The 14,678-nt window shown below is 61.0% G+C and carries 11 protein-coding genes; 6 read left to right on the forward strand and 5 right to left on the reverse strand.

Annotation, left to right across the window (positions count from 1 at the left end; genetic code table 11):
* Positions 1-90 precede the first annotated feature (90 nt).
* The 3 genes from pgi to ACP8IT_RS03925 all read right to left on the reverse strand — a co-directional run bounded on the left by pgi (position 91) and on the right by ACP8IT_RS03925 (position 3,561).
* Complete coding sequence (gene pgi, locus ACP8IT_RS03915; protein WP_474896366.1) at positions 91-1,728, reverse strand: glucose-6-phosphate isomerase; 1,638 nt, start codon at positions 1,726-1,728, stop codon at positions 91-93.
* Between the two features lie 97 nt (positions 1,729-1,825).
* Positions 1,826-3,172 carry a Na+/H+ antiporter family protein gene (locus ACP8IT_RS03920; RefSeq protein ID WP_237792107.1) on the reverse strand — a complete coding sequence of 449 codons (1,347 nt, stop codon included), beginning with the start codon at positions 3,170-3,172 and terminating at the stop codon, positions 1,826-1,828.
* Between the two features lie 65 nt (positions 3,173-3,237).
* The gene (locus tag ACP8IT_RS03925; RefSeq protein WP_005279891.1) at positions 3,238-3,561 is read right to left on the reverse strand and encodes a chorismate mutase; all 324 of its coding nucleotides are present in this window, start codon (positions 3,559-3,561) and stop codon (positions 3,238-3,240) included.
* 97 nt (positions 3,562-3,658) lie between these two features.
* Here ACP8IT_RS03925 and pcrA point away from each other — a divergent pair, with 97 nt between their 5' ends.
* Positions 3,659-6,202, forward strand: a complete 2,544-nt coding sequence (gene pcrA, locus ACP8IT_RS03930; RefSeq protein WP_237792108.1) for a DNA helicase PcrA — start codon at positions 3,659-3,661, stop codon at positions 6,200-6,202.
* On the opposite strand, the gene ACP8IT_RS03935 is transcribed toward pcrA, so the two are convergent.
* Both ACP8IT_RS03935 and ACP8IT_RS03940 read right to left on the reverse strand, forming a co-directional pair.
* Positions 6,199-6,957, reverse strand: coding sequence for a M23 family metallopeptidase (locus ACP8IT_RS03935; protein WP_023017614.1), 759 nt, complete (start codon positions 6,955-6,957; stop codon positions 6,199-6,201). The two genes, pcrA and ACP8IT_RS03935, sit on opposite strands and share 4 nt — an antisense overlap.
* A gap of 804 nt (positions 6,958-7,761) precedes the next feature.
* Positions 7,762-8,517, reverse strand: coding sequence for a M23 family metallopeptidase (locus ACP8IT_RS03940; RefSeq protein ID WP_023017615.1), 756 nt, complete (start codon positions 8,515-8,517; stop codon positions 7,762-7,764).
* Positions 8,518-9,036: 519 nt separating this feature from the next.
* Here ACP8IT_RS03940 and ACP8IT_RS03945 point away from each other — a divergent pair.
* Genes ACP8IT_RS03945 through ACP8IT_RS03965 form a run of 5 tightly spaced genes read left to right on the forward strand, consistent with a single transcriptional unit; the run spans position 9,037 to position 14,644 of the window.
* Positions 9,037-10,809 carry a cell division protein PerM gene (locus ACP8IT_RS03945; protein WP_490290438.1) on the forward strand — a complete coding sequence of 591 codons (1,773 nt, stop codon included), beginning with the start codon at positions 9,037-9,039 and terminating at the stop codon, positions 10,807-10,809.
* 22 nt (positions 10,810-10,831) lie between these two features.
* Positions 10,832-11,440, forward strand: a complete 609-nt coding sequence (gene purN / locus ACP8IT_RS03950; RefSeq protein ID WP_474902716.1) for a phosphoribosylglycinamide formyltransferase — start codon at positions 10,832-10,834, stop codon at positions 11,438-11,440.
* Between the two features lie 27 nt (positions 11,441-11,467).
* On the forward strand, positions 11,468-13,000 hold the full coding sequence (purH, locus tag ACP8IT_RS03955) for a bifunctional phosphoribosylaminoimidazolecarboxamide formyltransferase/IMP cyclohydrolase (RefSeq protein WP_474901760.1): 1,533 nt from the start codon (positions 11,468-11,470) through the stop codon (positions 12,998-13,000).
* Between the two features lie 31 nt (positions 13,001-13,031).
* On the forward strand, positions 13,032-13,997 hold the full coding sequence (locus ACP8IT_RS03960) for a hypothetical protein (RefSeq protein WP_284636145.1): 966 nt from the start codon (positions 13,032-13,034) through the stop codon (positions 13,995-13,997).
* Positions 13,998-14,029: 32 nt separating this feature from the next.
* Positions 14,030-14,644, forward strand: coding sequence for a hypothetical protein (locus ACP8IT_RS03965; RefSeq protein WP_023030851.1), 615 nt, complete (start codon positions 14,030-14,032; stop codon positions 14,642-14,644).
* The last annotated feature ends 34 nt before the right edge of the window (positions 14,645-14,678 follow it).

Here is a 14,678-nt window from a genome sequence, read left to right on the forward strand (position 1 = left end):
TGAATTTGAGGGCAGATTTTTCAAGAACGCGGTTGTTTTGGACACTTTTACGCTAGAGCCTGGGGCGTATGCCCCGGGCGCGGGCCGGAGCTAACGGTTGGCGCGGTACCAGCCGATGAGCTTATCGGTGGACTGGTCGCCGGAATCTACCTCTTGGCTGCCGGAGACGGCGGGGGCCAAGTCATTGGCCTGCTGTTTGCCCAGCTCCACGCCCCATTGGTCGAAGGAGTTGATATCCCAGATGATGCCTTGGGTAAAGACGATGTGCTCGTAGAGCGCGATAAGCGCGCCCAGGGTGGTAGGGGTAAGTTCCTCGGCCATAATCGTGGTAGTGGGACGGTTGCCCGGCATCACCTTGTGCGGCACAAGGTCTTCCTCCACGCCTTCGGCAGCGATTTCTTCGGCCGTCTTGCCAAAGGCCAGCACCTTGGTTTGGGCGAAGAAATTACCCATGAGCAGGTCATGCATCGAGCCGGTGCCGTCCGCGGTGGGGAAGTCCTCCTTGGGGCGAGCAAAGCCGATGAAGTCCGCTGGGATGAGGCGGGTTCCCTGGTGCATGAGCTGGTAGAAGGCGTGCTGGCCGTTGGTGCCCGGCTCGCCCCAGTAAATCTCGCCGGTATTTCCAGTGGTGACCGCGGTGCCATCGCGGCGCACGGACTTGCCGTTGGATTCCATGGTCAGCTGCTGCAGGTAGGCCGGGAAGCGGCCGAGGTCCTGCGAGTAGGGCAGCACGGCGTGGGTTTGGGCGCCGAAGAAATTGGTGTACCAGATGCCCAGCAGGCCCATGAGTACGGGCACATTGCGCTCTAGCGGGGTGGTGCGGAAGTGCTCATCCATGGCGTGGAAGCCTTCCAACAAGCGCATGAAGTCCATCGGGCCAATGGTGCACATCAAAGATAGGCCAATGGCGGAATCGAGGGAGTAGCGCCCGCCCACCCAATTCCAGAACGGGAACATATTATCCGTATCGATGCCGAATTTCTCCACCTGCTCCGCATTGGTGGATACGGCCACGAAGTGCTTGGCTACGGCGGATTCATCGCCATCGAATTGTTCGATGAGCCAGCGGCGGGCCGCGTGCGCATTGGTCAGGGTTTCCTGGGTGGTAAAGGTCTTGGAGGAGACGATAAAGAGGGTGGAGCCGGCATCGAGCCCGTCCAAGGTGGCGGCCATATCGGCGGGATCCACGTTGGAGACGAACTCCGCGGAAATGCCGGCCACCTCAAAGGAGCGCAGGGCCTGTGCGGCCATGGCGGGGCCGAGATCGGAACCGCCAATGCCGATATTGACCACCTTTTTGATGGTGTGGCCGGTGTGCCCCAACCAGGAGCCAGAGCGCAGGGCGGTGGCGAAATCGCGCATGCGGCCCAAAACCTCGTGGACATCGGCGGCGACATCTTGGCCATCGACGTGCAAATCATCTTCTACCGGCAGGCGTAGCGCGGTGTGCAACACGGCGCGATCCTCGGTGTTGTTGAGGTGCTCGCCTGCAAACATGGCATCCCGGCGGCCTTCCACGTCGGCGGCGCGGGCTACCTCGACCAGGTGCTGGAGGACGTCTTCATCGATGAGGTTTTTGGATAAATCCACGTGCAGGCCTGCGGCGTCGAAGGTGTAGTTTTCGGCGCGGTTTGCGTCTGCGGCGAAGAGTTCGCGCAGGCGCATGTCCTGCTTTTCTTCATATACCTTGACCAGGTCTTTCCACTGGGACGATGCGGTGATATCCATGGCAATTGGCCTTTCTGGCGACGAGCGCATTGGCAATGTGTACCCCTCCCACCGTAGTCGAGAATGAGTGCCAACGGCACCGTGAGAAGTGTGGCATTTAGAGCATGAGCGCGCCCGCCCAGCCGGCGATAAGAAGTGGGATATTGAAGTGGATAAAGGTGGGGATGACGGAGTCACGGATGTGATCGTGTTGGCCATCGGCGCCGAGGCCGGCGGTGGGGCCGAGGGTGGAATCGGAGGCGGGGGAGCCGGCATCGCCAAGCGCGCCTGCCGTACCGATGAGCGCGACCGTGGCCGCGGGGCTAAAGCCAAGCGAGGCGCACAGGGGAACGTAGATAACGGAGATAATCGGCAGGGTGGAAAAGGACGAGCCGATGCCCATGGTGACCACTAGGCCGACCAAAAGCATGGCGCCTGCGGAGAGGAACTTATTGGTGCCAAAGAGGTTGGCGGTGGCATCGACAAGCGGGCCGACTTCCTCTGTCGCCGTCATGACTGAGGCAAAGCCCTGCGCGGTGATCATGATAAAGCCGATAAGGGCCATCATTTTCATGCCGTTGGTAAATACGTCATCGGCGTGCTTCCAATCCACCGCGCCGGAAATGAGCAAGATGCCCAGGCCGGTCAGGGCGCCGACGAGCAGGCCATCGGACTCGAAATCGAGCGCCTGCATGATGATTTGGACGGCAAAGGTGGCGATAATCGCCAGGATGGAAACCCAGATTTTATACCGCGAGGGCGTTTCCTGGTGCTCTTCGGCGGCAATGGGCCGGTCCTCGTACTCGCGCGGGGCGCGGTAGCTGAAAAAGATGGCGATGAGCAGGCCGGTGAGCATGCCCAGGGCCGGGATGGCCATGACCTGCATAATATTGATATCGGAGGTATCCAGGCCAGCCTCTTCGATATTGAAGAGCAGGATATCGTTCAAATAGATGGACCCGAAGCCCACCGGAATGAACATGTAGGTGGTGATAAGGCCGAAGGTCAGGCACGTGGTGATAAGGCGGCGATCCAGCTTGAGCTTATTCATCACCGCCAATAGCGGCGGGACAAGCAGCGGGATGAAGGCAATGTGGACGGGGATGAGGTTCTGGCTCATCACGGCCATGGCGATAAGGCCAAGAACGAGCATCCACTTTGTGGTGGCCGCGGCCTTGGGATCTAATTCGCCGGTGCCGCCGAGCTTGGCGATGAGAAAGTTGGCCAAGATTTGCGGCAGCCCGGCGGAGGCAACACCCATCGCGAAGGCGCCCAAGAGGGCATAACTTAAGGCAATCTTGGCGCCGCCGCCGAGCCCGTCCTGGAAGGCAACCATGGTGGCATCGAGGCCCATGCCGGATATAAGGCCGCCGACTATCGCGCCGATGAAAAGCGCCACCACCACGTGCACGCGCAGGAGGGCAAGCGCGAGCATGACGATGACGGCGATGAGTACTGCGTTCATGCCCCGAAAGCGTACTGCATAGTATGGGTGAGCTCGTAATTAATCCGAGGGGTTGAGTGGTGGATTTAGCCCAGGCGGCCGCGCCCCATGCGCAGCAAAGCAGAGGCGATGGTGGGGCCTTCCTCACCAAGTTCCGCGCGGAACTCATTGAGAATGGCGATCTCGCGGGTGTGCACCAAGCGCGTGCCGCCGGAGCTCATGCGGGTGCGGCCCACCGCGCGGGAGACCTCGGTGCGGCGTTTGACGGCATCCAAGATGATCTGATCCAGGCGGTTGATTTCCTCGCGATACTGCTGGATTTCCGCATCAGATAGGGGATCATCCGTGCCGGTGGGCGTGCGGATATCCAAGCCATTGTCAACGATGGATTCATTATCTTCAGCGGTCATGGTCCCTTATTGTGCCACTTGGTTAGGTATTTAGAAAGCGCAGTGTATGCCGCAAATACGGGCCATGTCCGGTGGGGCTAGTAGGTTGGTAGGCATTATGACGAATAACTCTCCATTTAGCCCAACTTCTACCCCGCGCGAACCCGTATCCGGTGCTGCTTCCCGCGGCGGCTTCGCCCCTAGCCAGCCCGAGCCGCAGAACCCCTTTGGCAGCACGCCAAGGCCCGCGGAATCCGATCCTTTAACCCAAGGTTTGAATCCACAGCAATTAGAGGCGGTCACCCATACCGGCAGGCCCCTGCTGATTGTCGCCGGCGCGGGTTCTGGCAAGACCGCGGTACTTACCCGCCGCATCGCGTACCTCATGCGCCACCGCGGGGTAAACCCGTGGGAAATCCTCGCCATTACCTTTACCAATAAGGCCGCCGCAGAGATGAAGGAGCGCGTGGGTTCCCTGGTCGGTCCGGTGGCCGAGCGCATGTGGGTATCCACCTTCCACTCCATCTGCGTGCGCATCCTGCGCCAGAACGCCCAGCTCGTGCCGGGGCTTAATACCAACTTCACCATTTATGATGGCGACGATGCCCGCAGGCTTCTATCCATGATTGCCAAGGATATGCAGCTGGATCTGAAGAAATACACCCCGCGCGTGCTGGCCAACCAGATCTCCAACCACAAAAACGAGCTCGTGGGCCCGGCCGAGGCAGCCGACAAGGCGCAGCAGACCAAGAACCCCTTTGAGACCACCGTGGCGGATGTCTACGCCGAGTACCAGCGCCGCCTGCGCGCGGCCAATGCGGTGGACTTTGATGACCTCATCGGGGAAGTAGTGCGCATTTTCACCGAGCACAAGCAGGTAGTGGAGTTTTATCGCCGGCGGTTTAAGCACGTGCTCATTGATGAGTACCAGGACACCAACCACGCCCAGTACGCGCTGGTAGCAGCGCTCGTGGGCAAGGGCGAGCTGGGTCCTGATGCCCCAGAGTTGTGCGTGGTGGGTGATTCCGATCAGTCCATTTATGCCTTCCGCGGCGCCACCATCCGCAATATCGAGGAATTCGAGCGCGACTACCCGCAGGCGCACACCATCTTATTGGAGCAGAACTATCGCTCCACGCAGACCATCTTGAACGCGGCTAATGCCGTGATTGCGAAAAACGAGAACCGCCGGGAGAAAAACCTGTGGACCGCGCACGGCGATGGCGAATCCATCGTGGGGTATGTGGCGGATAACGAACACGATGAAGCCCGTTTTATCGCCGCAGAGATCGACGCGCTGGCGGATAAGGGCCACAGCTATTCCGATATCGCCGTGATGTACCGGACCAATAATGCCTCCCGCGCGTTGGAGGATATCTTCATTCGCTCCGGCATTCCCTACAAGGTTGTTGGCGGAACGCGCTTTTATGAGCGCCGCGAAATCCGCGATATGGTGGCCTACCTGCGCATTATGGATAACCCCGACGATACGGTGAGCCTGCGCCGCATCATCAACGTCCCCAAACGTGCCATCGGCGATAAGGCCCAGGGCCAGATTGCCCTGCACGCGGAGAACCAGGGGATAAGCTTTGGCAAGGCGCTTGCCGATGTCCCCCGGGGCGACGTCCCCGGCCTTGGCACCCGCGCCGTCAATGCCGTTACCAAGTTCAACGACATGATGGATGGCATCCGCGCACAAATCCCCGGCATGCGCGATGAGGTGACCGGCCAGCCCGATCTGGGCGAACTGCTCACCGCCATCCTGGATGCCACCGGATATAAGGCGGAGCTAGAAAATTCCAACGACCCGCAGGACGGCGCGCGCCTCGATAACCTCAATGAGCTGGTATCCGTGGCCCGCGAATTTACCTCAGAGGCCGCCAACCAGCTGGCCGCAGCCGGGGCGGATGCCGTCGATCCCAATGAGCTATTAGAAGAAGGCGAAGCCGCGCCGGGCTCGCTGCAGGCCTTTTTGGAAAAGGTCTCCCTGGTCGCAGATGCGGATCAGATCCCGGATTCTGAGACTGGGGTAGTGACCATGATGACCCTGCATACGGCCAAGGGCTTGGAGTTTCCCGTCGTCTTTGTCGCCGGCTGGGAGGACGGCCAATTCCCGCACATGCGCTCACTGGGTAACCCGAAGGAATTAAGCGAAGAACGCCGCCTGGCCTATGTGGGCATCACCCGCGCCCGTGAAAAGTTGTACCTCACGCGCGCCATCTTGCGCTCTGCGTGGGGCAATCCGGTGACCAATCCCGCCAGTCGCTTCCTCGCCGAGATCCCAGAGGATCTCATCGACTGGCGGCGAGAAGATTCCGATAGTGACCTCACCGGTTCCTGGGGAGCCGATGACTATCAATATGGCCGGAGCTATCGCCGCGGTTCTAGTGGCGCCTATTCCGGTGGTGGGGGTGCTGGGTTTGGCCAGCGCGCTACGTCTTCCCCTTCGCAACGCACTCGCCAGCCTGCAGCTAATTCCATGCCGAAGAATAAGAACCTCAACCTTGCTGTGGGGGACCGCGTCAACCACGCCAAGTACGGGCTCGGAACCGTAATTGAAACGGCCGGTTCCGGTGCCCGCGCCACGGTGACCGTGGACTTTGGTTCCTCCGGCAAGGTGCGGCTCATGCTCATCGGTGGTGTGCCGATGGAAAAGCTCTAGACCGAGATCCCGCGCTCGTTGAACCAGCCCACTGGGTCAACGGCCGCGCCGCCACCTGGGTGGATTTCGAAGTGCAGGTGTGGGCCGGTGGAGCGGCCCTCGTTGCCGATGTCCGCGATGTGGTCGCCCGCAGAAACGTGGTCGCCCACGTTCACGCGCAGCGAGCTGGCGGACATGTGGCCGTAGACAGAGATGCTGCCATCGACGTGCTGGATGCGAATCCAGTTGCCGAAGCCCTGTGCCGGACCGGAGTTAATGACCGTGCCGTCCATGACGGAGTAGATCGGGGTGCCGACTGGGTTAGCCACGTCGATGCCGTTGTGCATCGCGCCCCAGCGCATACCGAACCCTGAGGTCAATGTGCCGGAGGTGGGAAAGACCACTGTATTGCCGGCAGCATCGCGACTGCGCTGAGGGGTCAGCCCAGAGCGGTCGCCCTCGGGAGCGAAGGCTTCCCGCAGGCCCGGAACGGAGGAGGGGTCCAAGACGATGTTGATCCCGCCGGATTCGTTCTGGCTAAATTCCGGGACGTCTTTGCCGGTCAGCACGCCGGCGGCGGCGTTTGCGAAGCCGACGGCGGCATCGATAACACCCGCGTTATCAACGTTGGTGGCTTGCGGCTCAGAGGAGCCATTGGAAACGTCCACGCTGGCCACTGGATCAGCAGCAAAAGCGGAGGTGCCGGTAGCAAAAACGGTGCCAAGCGTAACGATGCTTAGCGCTACATTCCTGCGTGCGCGGTTCATGCGCTTCATAGTTTAAGTCCTTTTCATGGCTGTGCATGGTCTCGAGGCGCGCAAACCTTAAAGGTTTGGCGTCTTTCAACTGCCCTCTGCGACACGCCGAGGAATGGAAATACCCCATTTGGCGTTCGCTTGTGGCAACGAGTTAAAAGTTAGCCTGCCCATAGAGGCCGCGCAATCTGTAAAAATGCTGGTAGAAAAGGCGTTTATTCGAAAAGTTTCGAACATGCCAGCTTGTTGCGCGTGTTACGAAAGTGGTCAAAGTTGCGGGTTTGAAGTACTGGTTTAAGCTCTGGGGGTGACTGCCGGGGGTGAGGAGAGGGGGGTTACTGGCACCAAGCTAGAAAACTGCCATCTACCTGCGACAAGGCTGGATGCTGGACTTAACTGGCAGTCGGTGGGGATATTTTGAGGGCTGCATTGGCGGCTCTTTTATGGCGGCGCGCGCCCGGTGATAATTCCCGGTACCGCGTGTATGTGCTCTCGTGCGGTTCAACGGCGCTCAGGGCGAATGGAGGGGCCCTAATCCCGCGATGTGGAGGCTTGGGCGGCTATGGGGACCCTAGGGGCTCATATGGGCCCTGGAGGGCGGCTGTGCGGCTCTCTAGCACCCTTTGGTTCGCAATCCGCCCTCTGGGTGAGGTAGAACTATCTCAATCGCGGAGATCGCCTCTGGCGGGCGAAGGTGGGGCTGTGGCTCCGCACGAGGGGGCTTGTCGTGGGGACTGCGGGCGAGTGGAGCTTATTGGGGTCTAGGCATAGCAAAAGCGCCGCAGAGGTTATCTGCGGCGCTTTAACAAGAAGGAAAGAAGGCTCTTAGAGCTGAATGCCTCGCTCGGCCAGCCATGCCTGTGGGTCAACGGCGTCACCGGAGTTCGGGTGAACCTCGAAGTGGAGGTGGGAACCGGTGGAGAAGCCCAGGGAGCCCATGCCGGCGATCTTCTGGCCGGCGTGCACGTGCTCGCCCACGGCGACGTCGAGGGTCTGCATGTGACCGTAGACGGTCATGGTGCCATCATCGTGGAGGATGCGAATCCACTGGCCGTAGCCGGAGGCTGGGCCGGAATCGATGACGGTGCCGTCCATGACGGAAAGGATGGGGGTGCCAACGGCGTTGGCGATGTCCACGCCAGAGTGGAAGGAGCCCCAACGCGGGCCGAAGCCGGAAGTGAAGGCGCCTTCAGCGGGGCGAGCAATGGAAGGAGCGCGAGCGGCAAGGTCCTCGGCGGCGCGGTCAGCGGAAGCCTGGATGGACTTGCTCAGCTGGTCAACCAGATTGGTAACCGGCTTTGCCTCAGCCACGTTGAGGATCTGCGGTGCAGCATCAGAGGAGCCGGCTGGGGTGTTGTTGACCTCGGAAGTATCAGCGGCAAGCTTGTAGTCAACAGACTGTGTCGTGGTGGTGGAAGATGCAGCGTTGTCGGATTCAACGTTAGCGGCAGCTGCGCCGCCTACGCCGGCGGTGGACACGGCACCGGCTGCAACGGTCATGACAGCGATACGACCCTTGGTGGTCTGCGAGGTGACAATCTTGCGATGGCGGCCGGCGCCACGCTGAACTTTGCTTCGCATTAAATCTTCTTTCGTGTCTTTCACAATCTTCAAAAAGAGCGTTACACCGTCTCTGGGTTAGTTACGAGATTGTGACCTTCTTGTTACCAACGAGATGTAACAGTAGCGTCTCAAAAAGATAACAGCAAGCCAAAAATGAATTTTTTCTCGCGCCGGTCTGGAATAAGCCTACATGCAGGCACGTTATGGAAAGTTGTGGCGCATAGTGCGATATAAATCTCTTAAAACTAAGCCCCCCGCGGTAGCCCCGAAGCTGTAATGGTGCACTGTAACGTCCTGCCATGGAAATGCAACGGCATGTAATTACTGTGACCAGTGGGGGATAAGAGTTAAAACTTTATTCCTTATATATATGTCTACAGTAGTTACTGAACAAGTCCACGGTGATTTTGGAGGCGCCTCGTCGCGCCACCCCGCTACCGCGGGCAAAAGGTGGCAAAGTGGACGCCGATGAACAAAAACACCAGCCCCCAATCTCGGTCAACGCCCCGCCCGCGTAGCCAGGCGCGGGGCCGGACAGTGCAGACAGAGCGCGCCCCTCGTGCACCGCATGCCACTGCGACGCAGAAGCCGCATAATTCCGCAGAACGCGTCGCCCGCAAAGCTGGGTCGAAGGCGAAGGCCCGTCGCACGCCGGCCCCGCTGACGAAGGCGGGGCGCATCCGCCAATTATTCATGTCGGCGGTCCTGCCGAATATTATTGTCGTCCTTATTATTGTGGCGCTCGCATTCGGCGCGCTTTTGCTTTTTGGCTCGCCCCTTGCGTGGCTGCCGACCATCGTGGCGGAAGCGTGGATGGTCTTTAACCTCGCGCCGGTATCTGCGGCCGGGGTGGACCTGTCGTTCCTCCCGGCCTTGCCCGCCCTCATCCTCGCCACGGTGGTGGCGGTGCGCGTGCGCGCCGCGGTAAAACACAAGGTCAGCGTGAAGGACCTGGCGATTTTTGTCGCCTGTGTGGTGGGCGTGCCGGTGGTACTGACCTGCATTGCCTGGGTGATGTTGTGGGATGCCGGCAAGGTTTTCGACGTATCCCCGCCGAACCTCGCTGCTGCGCTTGCTCGCGTCATCGTCGTGCACCTAGCGGCGATGGCAGCCGGCATGGGTACCCGCCTGTGGCGCGCCTTGGCCAAGCGCTATGGTGCCCCGCCGCTGCTTGTCGATGCCGCCCTTATCGCCCTGCGCTACCTCGCCTACCTCGCCATTGGCGCGACCGTGGTCTTCGTGCTCATCTTCATCGTGAACTTCTCGCGCCAGGGGGAGATGATGGATGAGTACCCTTCCATCTCTGGGCTGGGCGTTTTCACCCTCATCCTGTTGAGCCTGCTGTATATCCCCAACGCCATCGTCAGCACCGGGGCAGTGCTGGTGGGCTCGGAGTTTTCGGCAGGGGAGGCGCAGGTAAGCCTCTTTAGCACCCACCTTGTGCCGCTGCCGCCGCTGCCTATTACCGGCGGCATCCCAGCGTCCTCACCCGGCTGGGCGGTCGTCTTCATGGTGGTTCCCCTCATCGCGGCGACGATGTCCTTGTATAAGAAGCGCCCGTCCTTCCAGAAGGTGCTCGCGGCCACGGTGGCTACCGCGGTCATCATGTTCTTCGCGTGCTATCTGGTTAGCGGCACGCTTGGCTATTACGGCCACACCGGCCCGCACCTGTGGACTGCTGCTGGCCTTGCCGCGCTATGGATCGCCGTCGTGGGCTTGGCCGTCGCGGCAGCCTTTGCGCTTATGAACTGGCGCGACGCCCGCGCGGCCGAAGCGGAGGCAGAGTCTTCGGCGGAGGAGGTCGCAGAGGCAGAGGCCTCCGAAGAGGATTCAGAAGACGCTGCAGAGTCGGCAGAAGATACCGCTTCTGAGGACACCACTGACGCAGAACAATCTGACGCGGACAAGGCCGAGGCCGACGAGGCTGACGGCGACGATGCTGATGCCGATTTGGACGAGAGCGAAACGGACGAGGACGAGAACGAATCGGAATCGAGTGACGGCGACGCCGCTGAGTCCGCTGCAGAAGAAACAGAGGATGCAGCCGACGACGATGACGCTGCCGCAGAATCCACGGACACCGCAGACACCGTCGACGAGGTCATCGAAGGGGAGGTCGTTGAAGACAGCGACGACGGCGATGACGCGGAGAGTACTGCGGGAGATGGTGGGGAAGAAGGGGCATCGGAAAGCAGCGAGCGCGAAGCGGCTGAAGCCCCCGAGATCCTGGAAGGCGAACTCGTGGAAGAGGACGCAGATGAGGGCAACCCTGACGCGGCAGATTCTACTGAAAGCGGTAGGAGGGACTAGGCTATAGCGCGTGACTTCACCGATGCCACCACGCGCTACTGCTGCCACTGATCGCCTACGAGTTGTCGTGCTTGTCTCTGGGACGGGCTCGCTTTTGCAAGCCATCTTGGATGCCCAGGATGAGCACTACCGTGTGGTGAAAGTGGTGGCGGATAAACCGTGTCGAGGTATTGAACGCGCCCGAGAACGCGGTATCGATACCGAGATCGTGGAAATGGGTGCGGACCGTGCCGAATGGAATACATGTCTGGCTGATGCAGTAGCTGCTGCGCAGCCAGACATTGTTGTTTCTGCAGGCTTTATGAAGATTTTGGGGGAGGGCTTCCTCCGCCGCTTCGAAGGCCGCACCATCAATACCCACCCGGCGTTATTGCCTGCGTTTAAGGGCGCGCACGGGGTGCGCGATGCGTTGGAATACGGCGTGAAGGTCACAGGCTCTACCGTCCATTTCGTGGACGCGGGCGTGGATACTGGTTCCATCATTGCGCAGCGGCCGGTGGCCGTGCGGGCAGATGATGATGAGGCCAGCCTCCACGAACGCATTAAAAAGGTAGAGCGCGAACTCATCGTCGATGTGCTGCGCGCGGCGCAGCCCCGCGGCGAGGAACTTTTTATTCAACTCGCAGACTAAGACTTTTCGAAAGGCTTAATCCTCCTCATGAGCGAAGACCGCAAGCAGGTAAAGCGCGCACTCATTAGCGTGTACGACAAGACGGGGCTGGAGGATCTGGCCCGCGCACTTGATAAGGCAGGCGTAGAGATCGTCTCTACCGGCTCCACCGCCAAGAAGATTGCTGACCTGGGAATCGAGGTCACCCCGGTAGAAAAGCTCACCGGTTTCCCCGAGTGCCTGGAAGGCCGCGTCAAGACGCTCCACCCGCGCGTGCACGCCGGAATCCTGGCGGATACCCGCAAGGAAGACCACCTGGCGCAGCTCAACGAGCTTGAGGTAGAGCCCTTCCAGCTCGTCGTGGTGAACCTGTACCCCTTCCAGGAAACGGTCGCCTCCGGCGCGGACTTCGATGGATGCGTGGAGCAGATCGATATCGGTGGGCCTTCCATGGTGCGCGCGGCGGCCAAGAATCACCCGTCCGTTGCCGTGGTCGTAGATCCGGCGCGCTACGGCGAGGTAACCCAGGCCGTTGAGGAGGGTGGCTTTAGCCTTGACCAGCGTCGTGGCCTCGCCCGCGATGCCTTCCTCCACACCGCAAACTACGATGCGGCGGTCTCCGCATGGTTCGTGGACCAGCTCAGCGATGGCGAGGAGACCACCTCGCTGCGCTACGGCGAGAACTCTCACCAGGCCGCCACCGTGACCCGGATTGGCACCAAGGGCCTGGCCAATGCCAAGCAGCTCAACGGCAAGGAAATGAGCTACAACAACTACCAGGACGCCGACGCTGCCTGGCGCGCGGCCTGGGACCACGAGCGCCCCTGCGTGGCGATTATCAAGCACACCAACCCGTGCGGCATCGCCGTATCGGATGAGTCCATCGCTGCGGCCCACCGCGCGGCGCATGCCTGTGACCCAATGTCCGCATTTGGCGGCGTCATCGCTGTCAATCGCGAGGTCAGCGTAGAGATGGCTGAGCAGGTCAAGGGCATTTTCACCGAGGTCATCGTCGCGCCCGCCTATGAGGATAAGGCGCTGGAGATCCTGCAGAGCAAGAAGAACCTGCGCGTGCTTTTGGCCGAGCCAGAGGAACAAGGCGAGGAGCGCAAGTACATCTCCGGCGGCGTGCTGCGCCAAGAGCCGGATACCTACCAGGCCGAGGGCGATAAGCCCGAAAACTGGACCCTAGCAGCGGGCGAAGCCCTGAGTGACGAGGACTTGGCTCAGCTCGAGTTCGCCTGGCGCACGGTGCGCGCGGTCAAGTCCAATGCGATTTTGCTGGCTAAGGACAATGCGACCGTGGGCGTGGGCATGGGCCAGGTCAACCGCGTGGATTCCGCCAAGCTTGCGGTCGAGCGCGCCAATACGCTTGCCGATGCCACCAACCGCGCCCAAGGCTCCTTCGCCGCCTCCGATGCCTTCTTCCCCTTCGCCGATGGCTTGCAGGTGCTTCTCGATGCCGGCGTCAAAGCCGTTGTCCAGCCCGGCGGCTCCATCCGCGATGAAGAAGTTATCGAGGCAGCTAAGGCCGCTGGTGTTACGATGTATCTCACTGGAACCCGCCACTTCGCTCACTAGCGATAGCGCCTGAAACCTAAGGATCCTGGCCATGCTCGCACCAACCCGCACCGCACCGAGACGCATGGCGCTCGGCGGCCTACTTGTGGCGGGGGCGCTGTGTCTTAGCGCGTGCGGGCAGGGCGAGCAGGGTACGGAATCAGAGCCGGGCATCGCCAAGCAGGAAACGTCGCGCCCCGCGGAGAGCGCGGCGGATACGGCGGATAGCCCTCGCGATGCCGCAGCGCAGGATGAGGCTGCGCCGGCTGATGCCCAATCCGATGCCGCGAAAGCTGCCGAAGATGGCGGGGCGGCTGTGGCTGGTGACCTGCAGCGCGAGCTCGACCGCATCGCCGCTAACTACGGCAATGTAGGCATCGCGGTATCGGATGGTACCACTACCGTTGCCGCCGGGCGCACTGCGCCCGAAACCGCCTGGTCCACCTCCAAGGTGCCGGTGCTCATCGCGGCCCATCGCGCAGGGCTCATCGGTCCGGACGTGGTGACATCTGCGATTACCTATTCCAATAATGCGGCGGCGCAATCCGCCTGGGACGCGCTCGGCGGCGGAGCGCAAGCCGCCCAGGCCGCGCAACAAGTGCTTGCCGAGGCCGGCGATACCACCACCCAGGTACAAAGCCAGGTCACCCGCCCGGAATTTAGCGCCTTCGGGCAAACGCAGTGGAGCGTGGGCGACCAGGCCGCGTTCATGGCAAAGCTGCGCTGCGTCAACGGTGCCGAACCCATCCTCACCGCGATGTCTACGCCCGACCCCGCCCAAAGCTATGGCCTGCGCAACCTAGAGGGGGCCGCCCTCAAAGGCGGCTGGGGCCCAGATACCGCCGGCGGCTATGATGTGCGGCAGATGGGTCTTGCCACCATCGGCGGCCGCGAGGTGGCGGTAGCACTCATCGCCTCGGCCCCGGATGGTCAGTACGCCTCCGCCCAACCATTACTTTCGGGCATGGCGCTCGATCTCTCCAAGGCCGAAATAGCTTGGCCCACCCCAGCTTGTTAGCCCCACTTCCGGCTTATGAGAAAGGACTTATCATGCCGCACTTTCAATTAACTCCTCGTTTGCGTTGGGGGCTGCACCTCGGCGCGGTAGCGACCGCGGGCATCGTTTTAAGCGCCTGCAGCAGTAGCACGGATGGGGATCAGCCCGACTTTTCCGGCGATGGCGGCATGACCACCGTCGAAAGTACGACGGAGACTTCCACCGAAGAAACCTCTACGGCGACAAAGTCCCCGGAAACCCAAAAGAAAGAACCACCCGTGGTGACGGTGACCGAGACCGAACAAGAACAGGCACAGCCGCCGAAGACCACTAATGGCGGCGGAAATGAACTCATCGACGGCCTAGGTGAATACGGGTGGACCGATACCAATACCTACGCCAATTGCCACCGTTATGAACGCGTCGTCTTTGCCGGCAAAGGCCCTGACGGCAGGGCCATTATCTGTGAGAACCAGGGAAACGTCCTGACGTACCGCTCGACCATCTTTGGTGGCGAATTTACTGGGTCAATCATTGGCCAAGACGGCGGTAACTACTACGTGGACGCCTCGCCCTCGACCATCGTCGTAACCCCCAGCGGCATTAGCGTGCGCGAGGGCGGCGGCTTGGCTGCCACCGCGGACTTTGATGATTCCTGGCAACGCTAACCACTAGTAAGTGGTTAGCGACGCTACAAGGAAG

This window comes from Corynebacterium sp. LaCa_23 (genome assembly GCF_058182375.1).

Bases quoted from the DNA above. Each gene is read 5' to 3' on its own strand.
- pcrA (WP_237792108.1), top strand. From the start codon at position 3,659: ATGACGAATAACTCTCCATTTAGCCCAACTTCTACCCCGCGCGAACCC.
- ACP8IT_RS03935 (WP_023017614.1), bottom strand. From the start codon at position 6,957: ATGAAGCGCATGAACCGCGCACGCAGGAATGTAGCGCTAAGCATCGTT.
- ACP8IT_RS03960 (WP_284636145.1), top strand. From the start codon at position 13,032: ATGCTCGCACCAACCCGCACCGCACCGAGACGCATGGCGCTCGGCGGC.
- ACP8IT_RS03965 (WP_023030851.1), top strand. From the start codon at position 14,030: ATGCCGCACTTTCAATTAACTCCTCGTTTGCGTTGGGGGCTGCACCTC.
- ACP8IT_RS03920 (WP_237792107.1), bottom strand. From the start codon at position 3,172: ATGAACGCAGTACTCATCGCCGTCATCGTCATGCTCGCGCTTGCCCTC.
- purN (WP_474902716.1), top strand. From the start codon at position 10,832: ATGCCACCACGCGCTACTGCTGCCACTGATCGCCTACGAGTTGTCGTG.
- ACP8IT_RS03925 (WP_005279891.1), bottom strand. From the start codon at position 3,561: ATGACCGCTGAAGATAATGAATCCATCGTTGACAATGGCTTGGATATC.
- ACP8IT_RS03940 (WP_023017615.1), bottom strand. From the start codon at position 8,517: ATGCGAAGCAAAGTTCAGCGTGGCGCCGGCCGCCATCGCAAGATTGTC.
- pgi (WP_474896366.1), bottom strand. From the start codon at position 1,728: ATGGATATCACCGCATCGTCCCAGTGGAAAGACCTGGTCAAGGTATAT.
- purH (WP_474901760.1), top strand. From the start codon at position 11,468: ATGAGCGAAGACCGCAAGCAGGTAAAGCGCGCACTCATTAGCGTGTAC.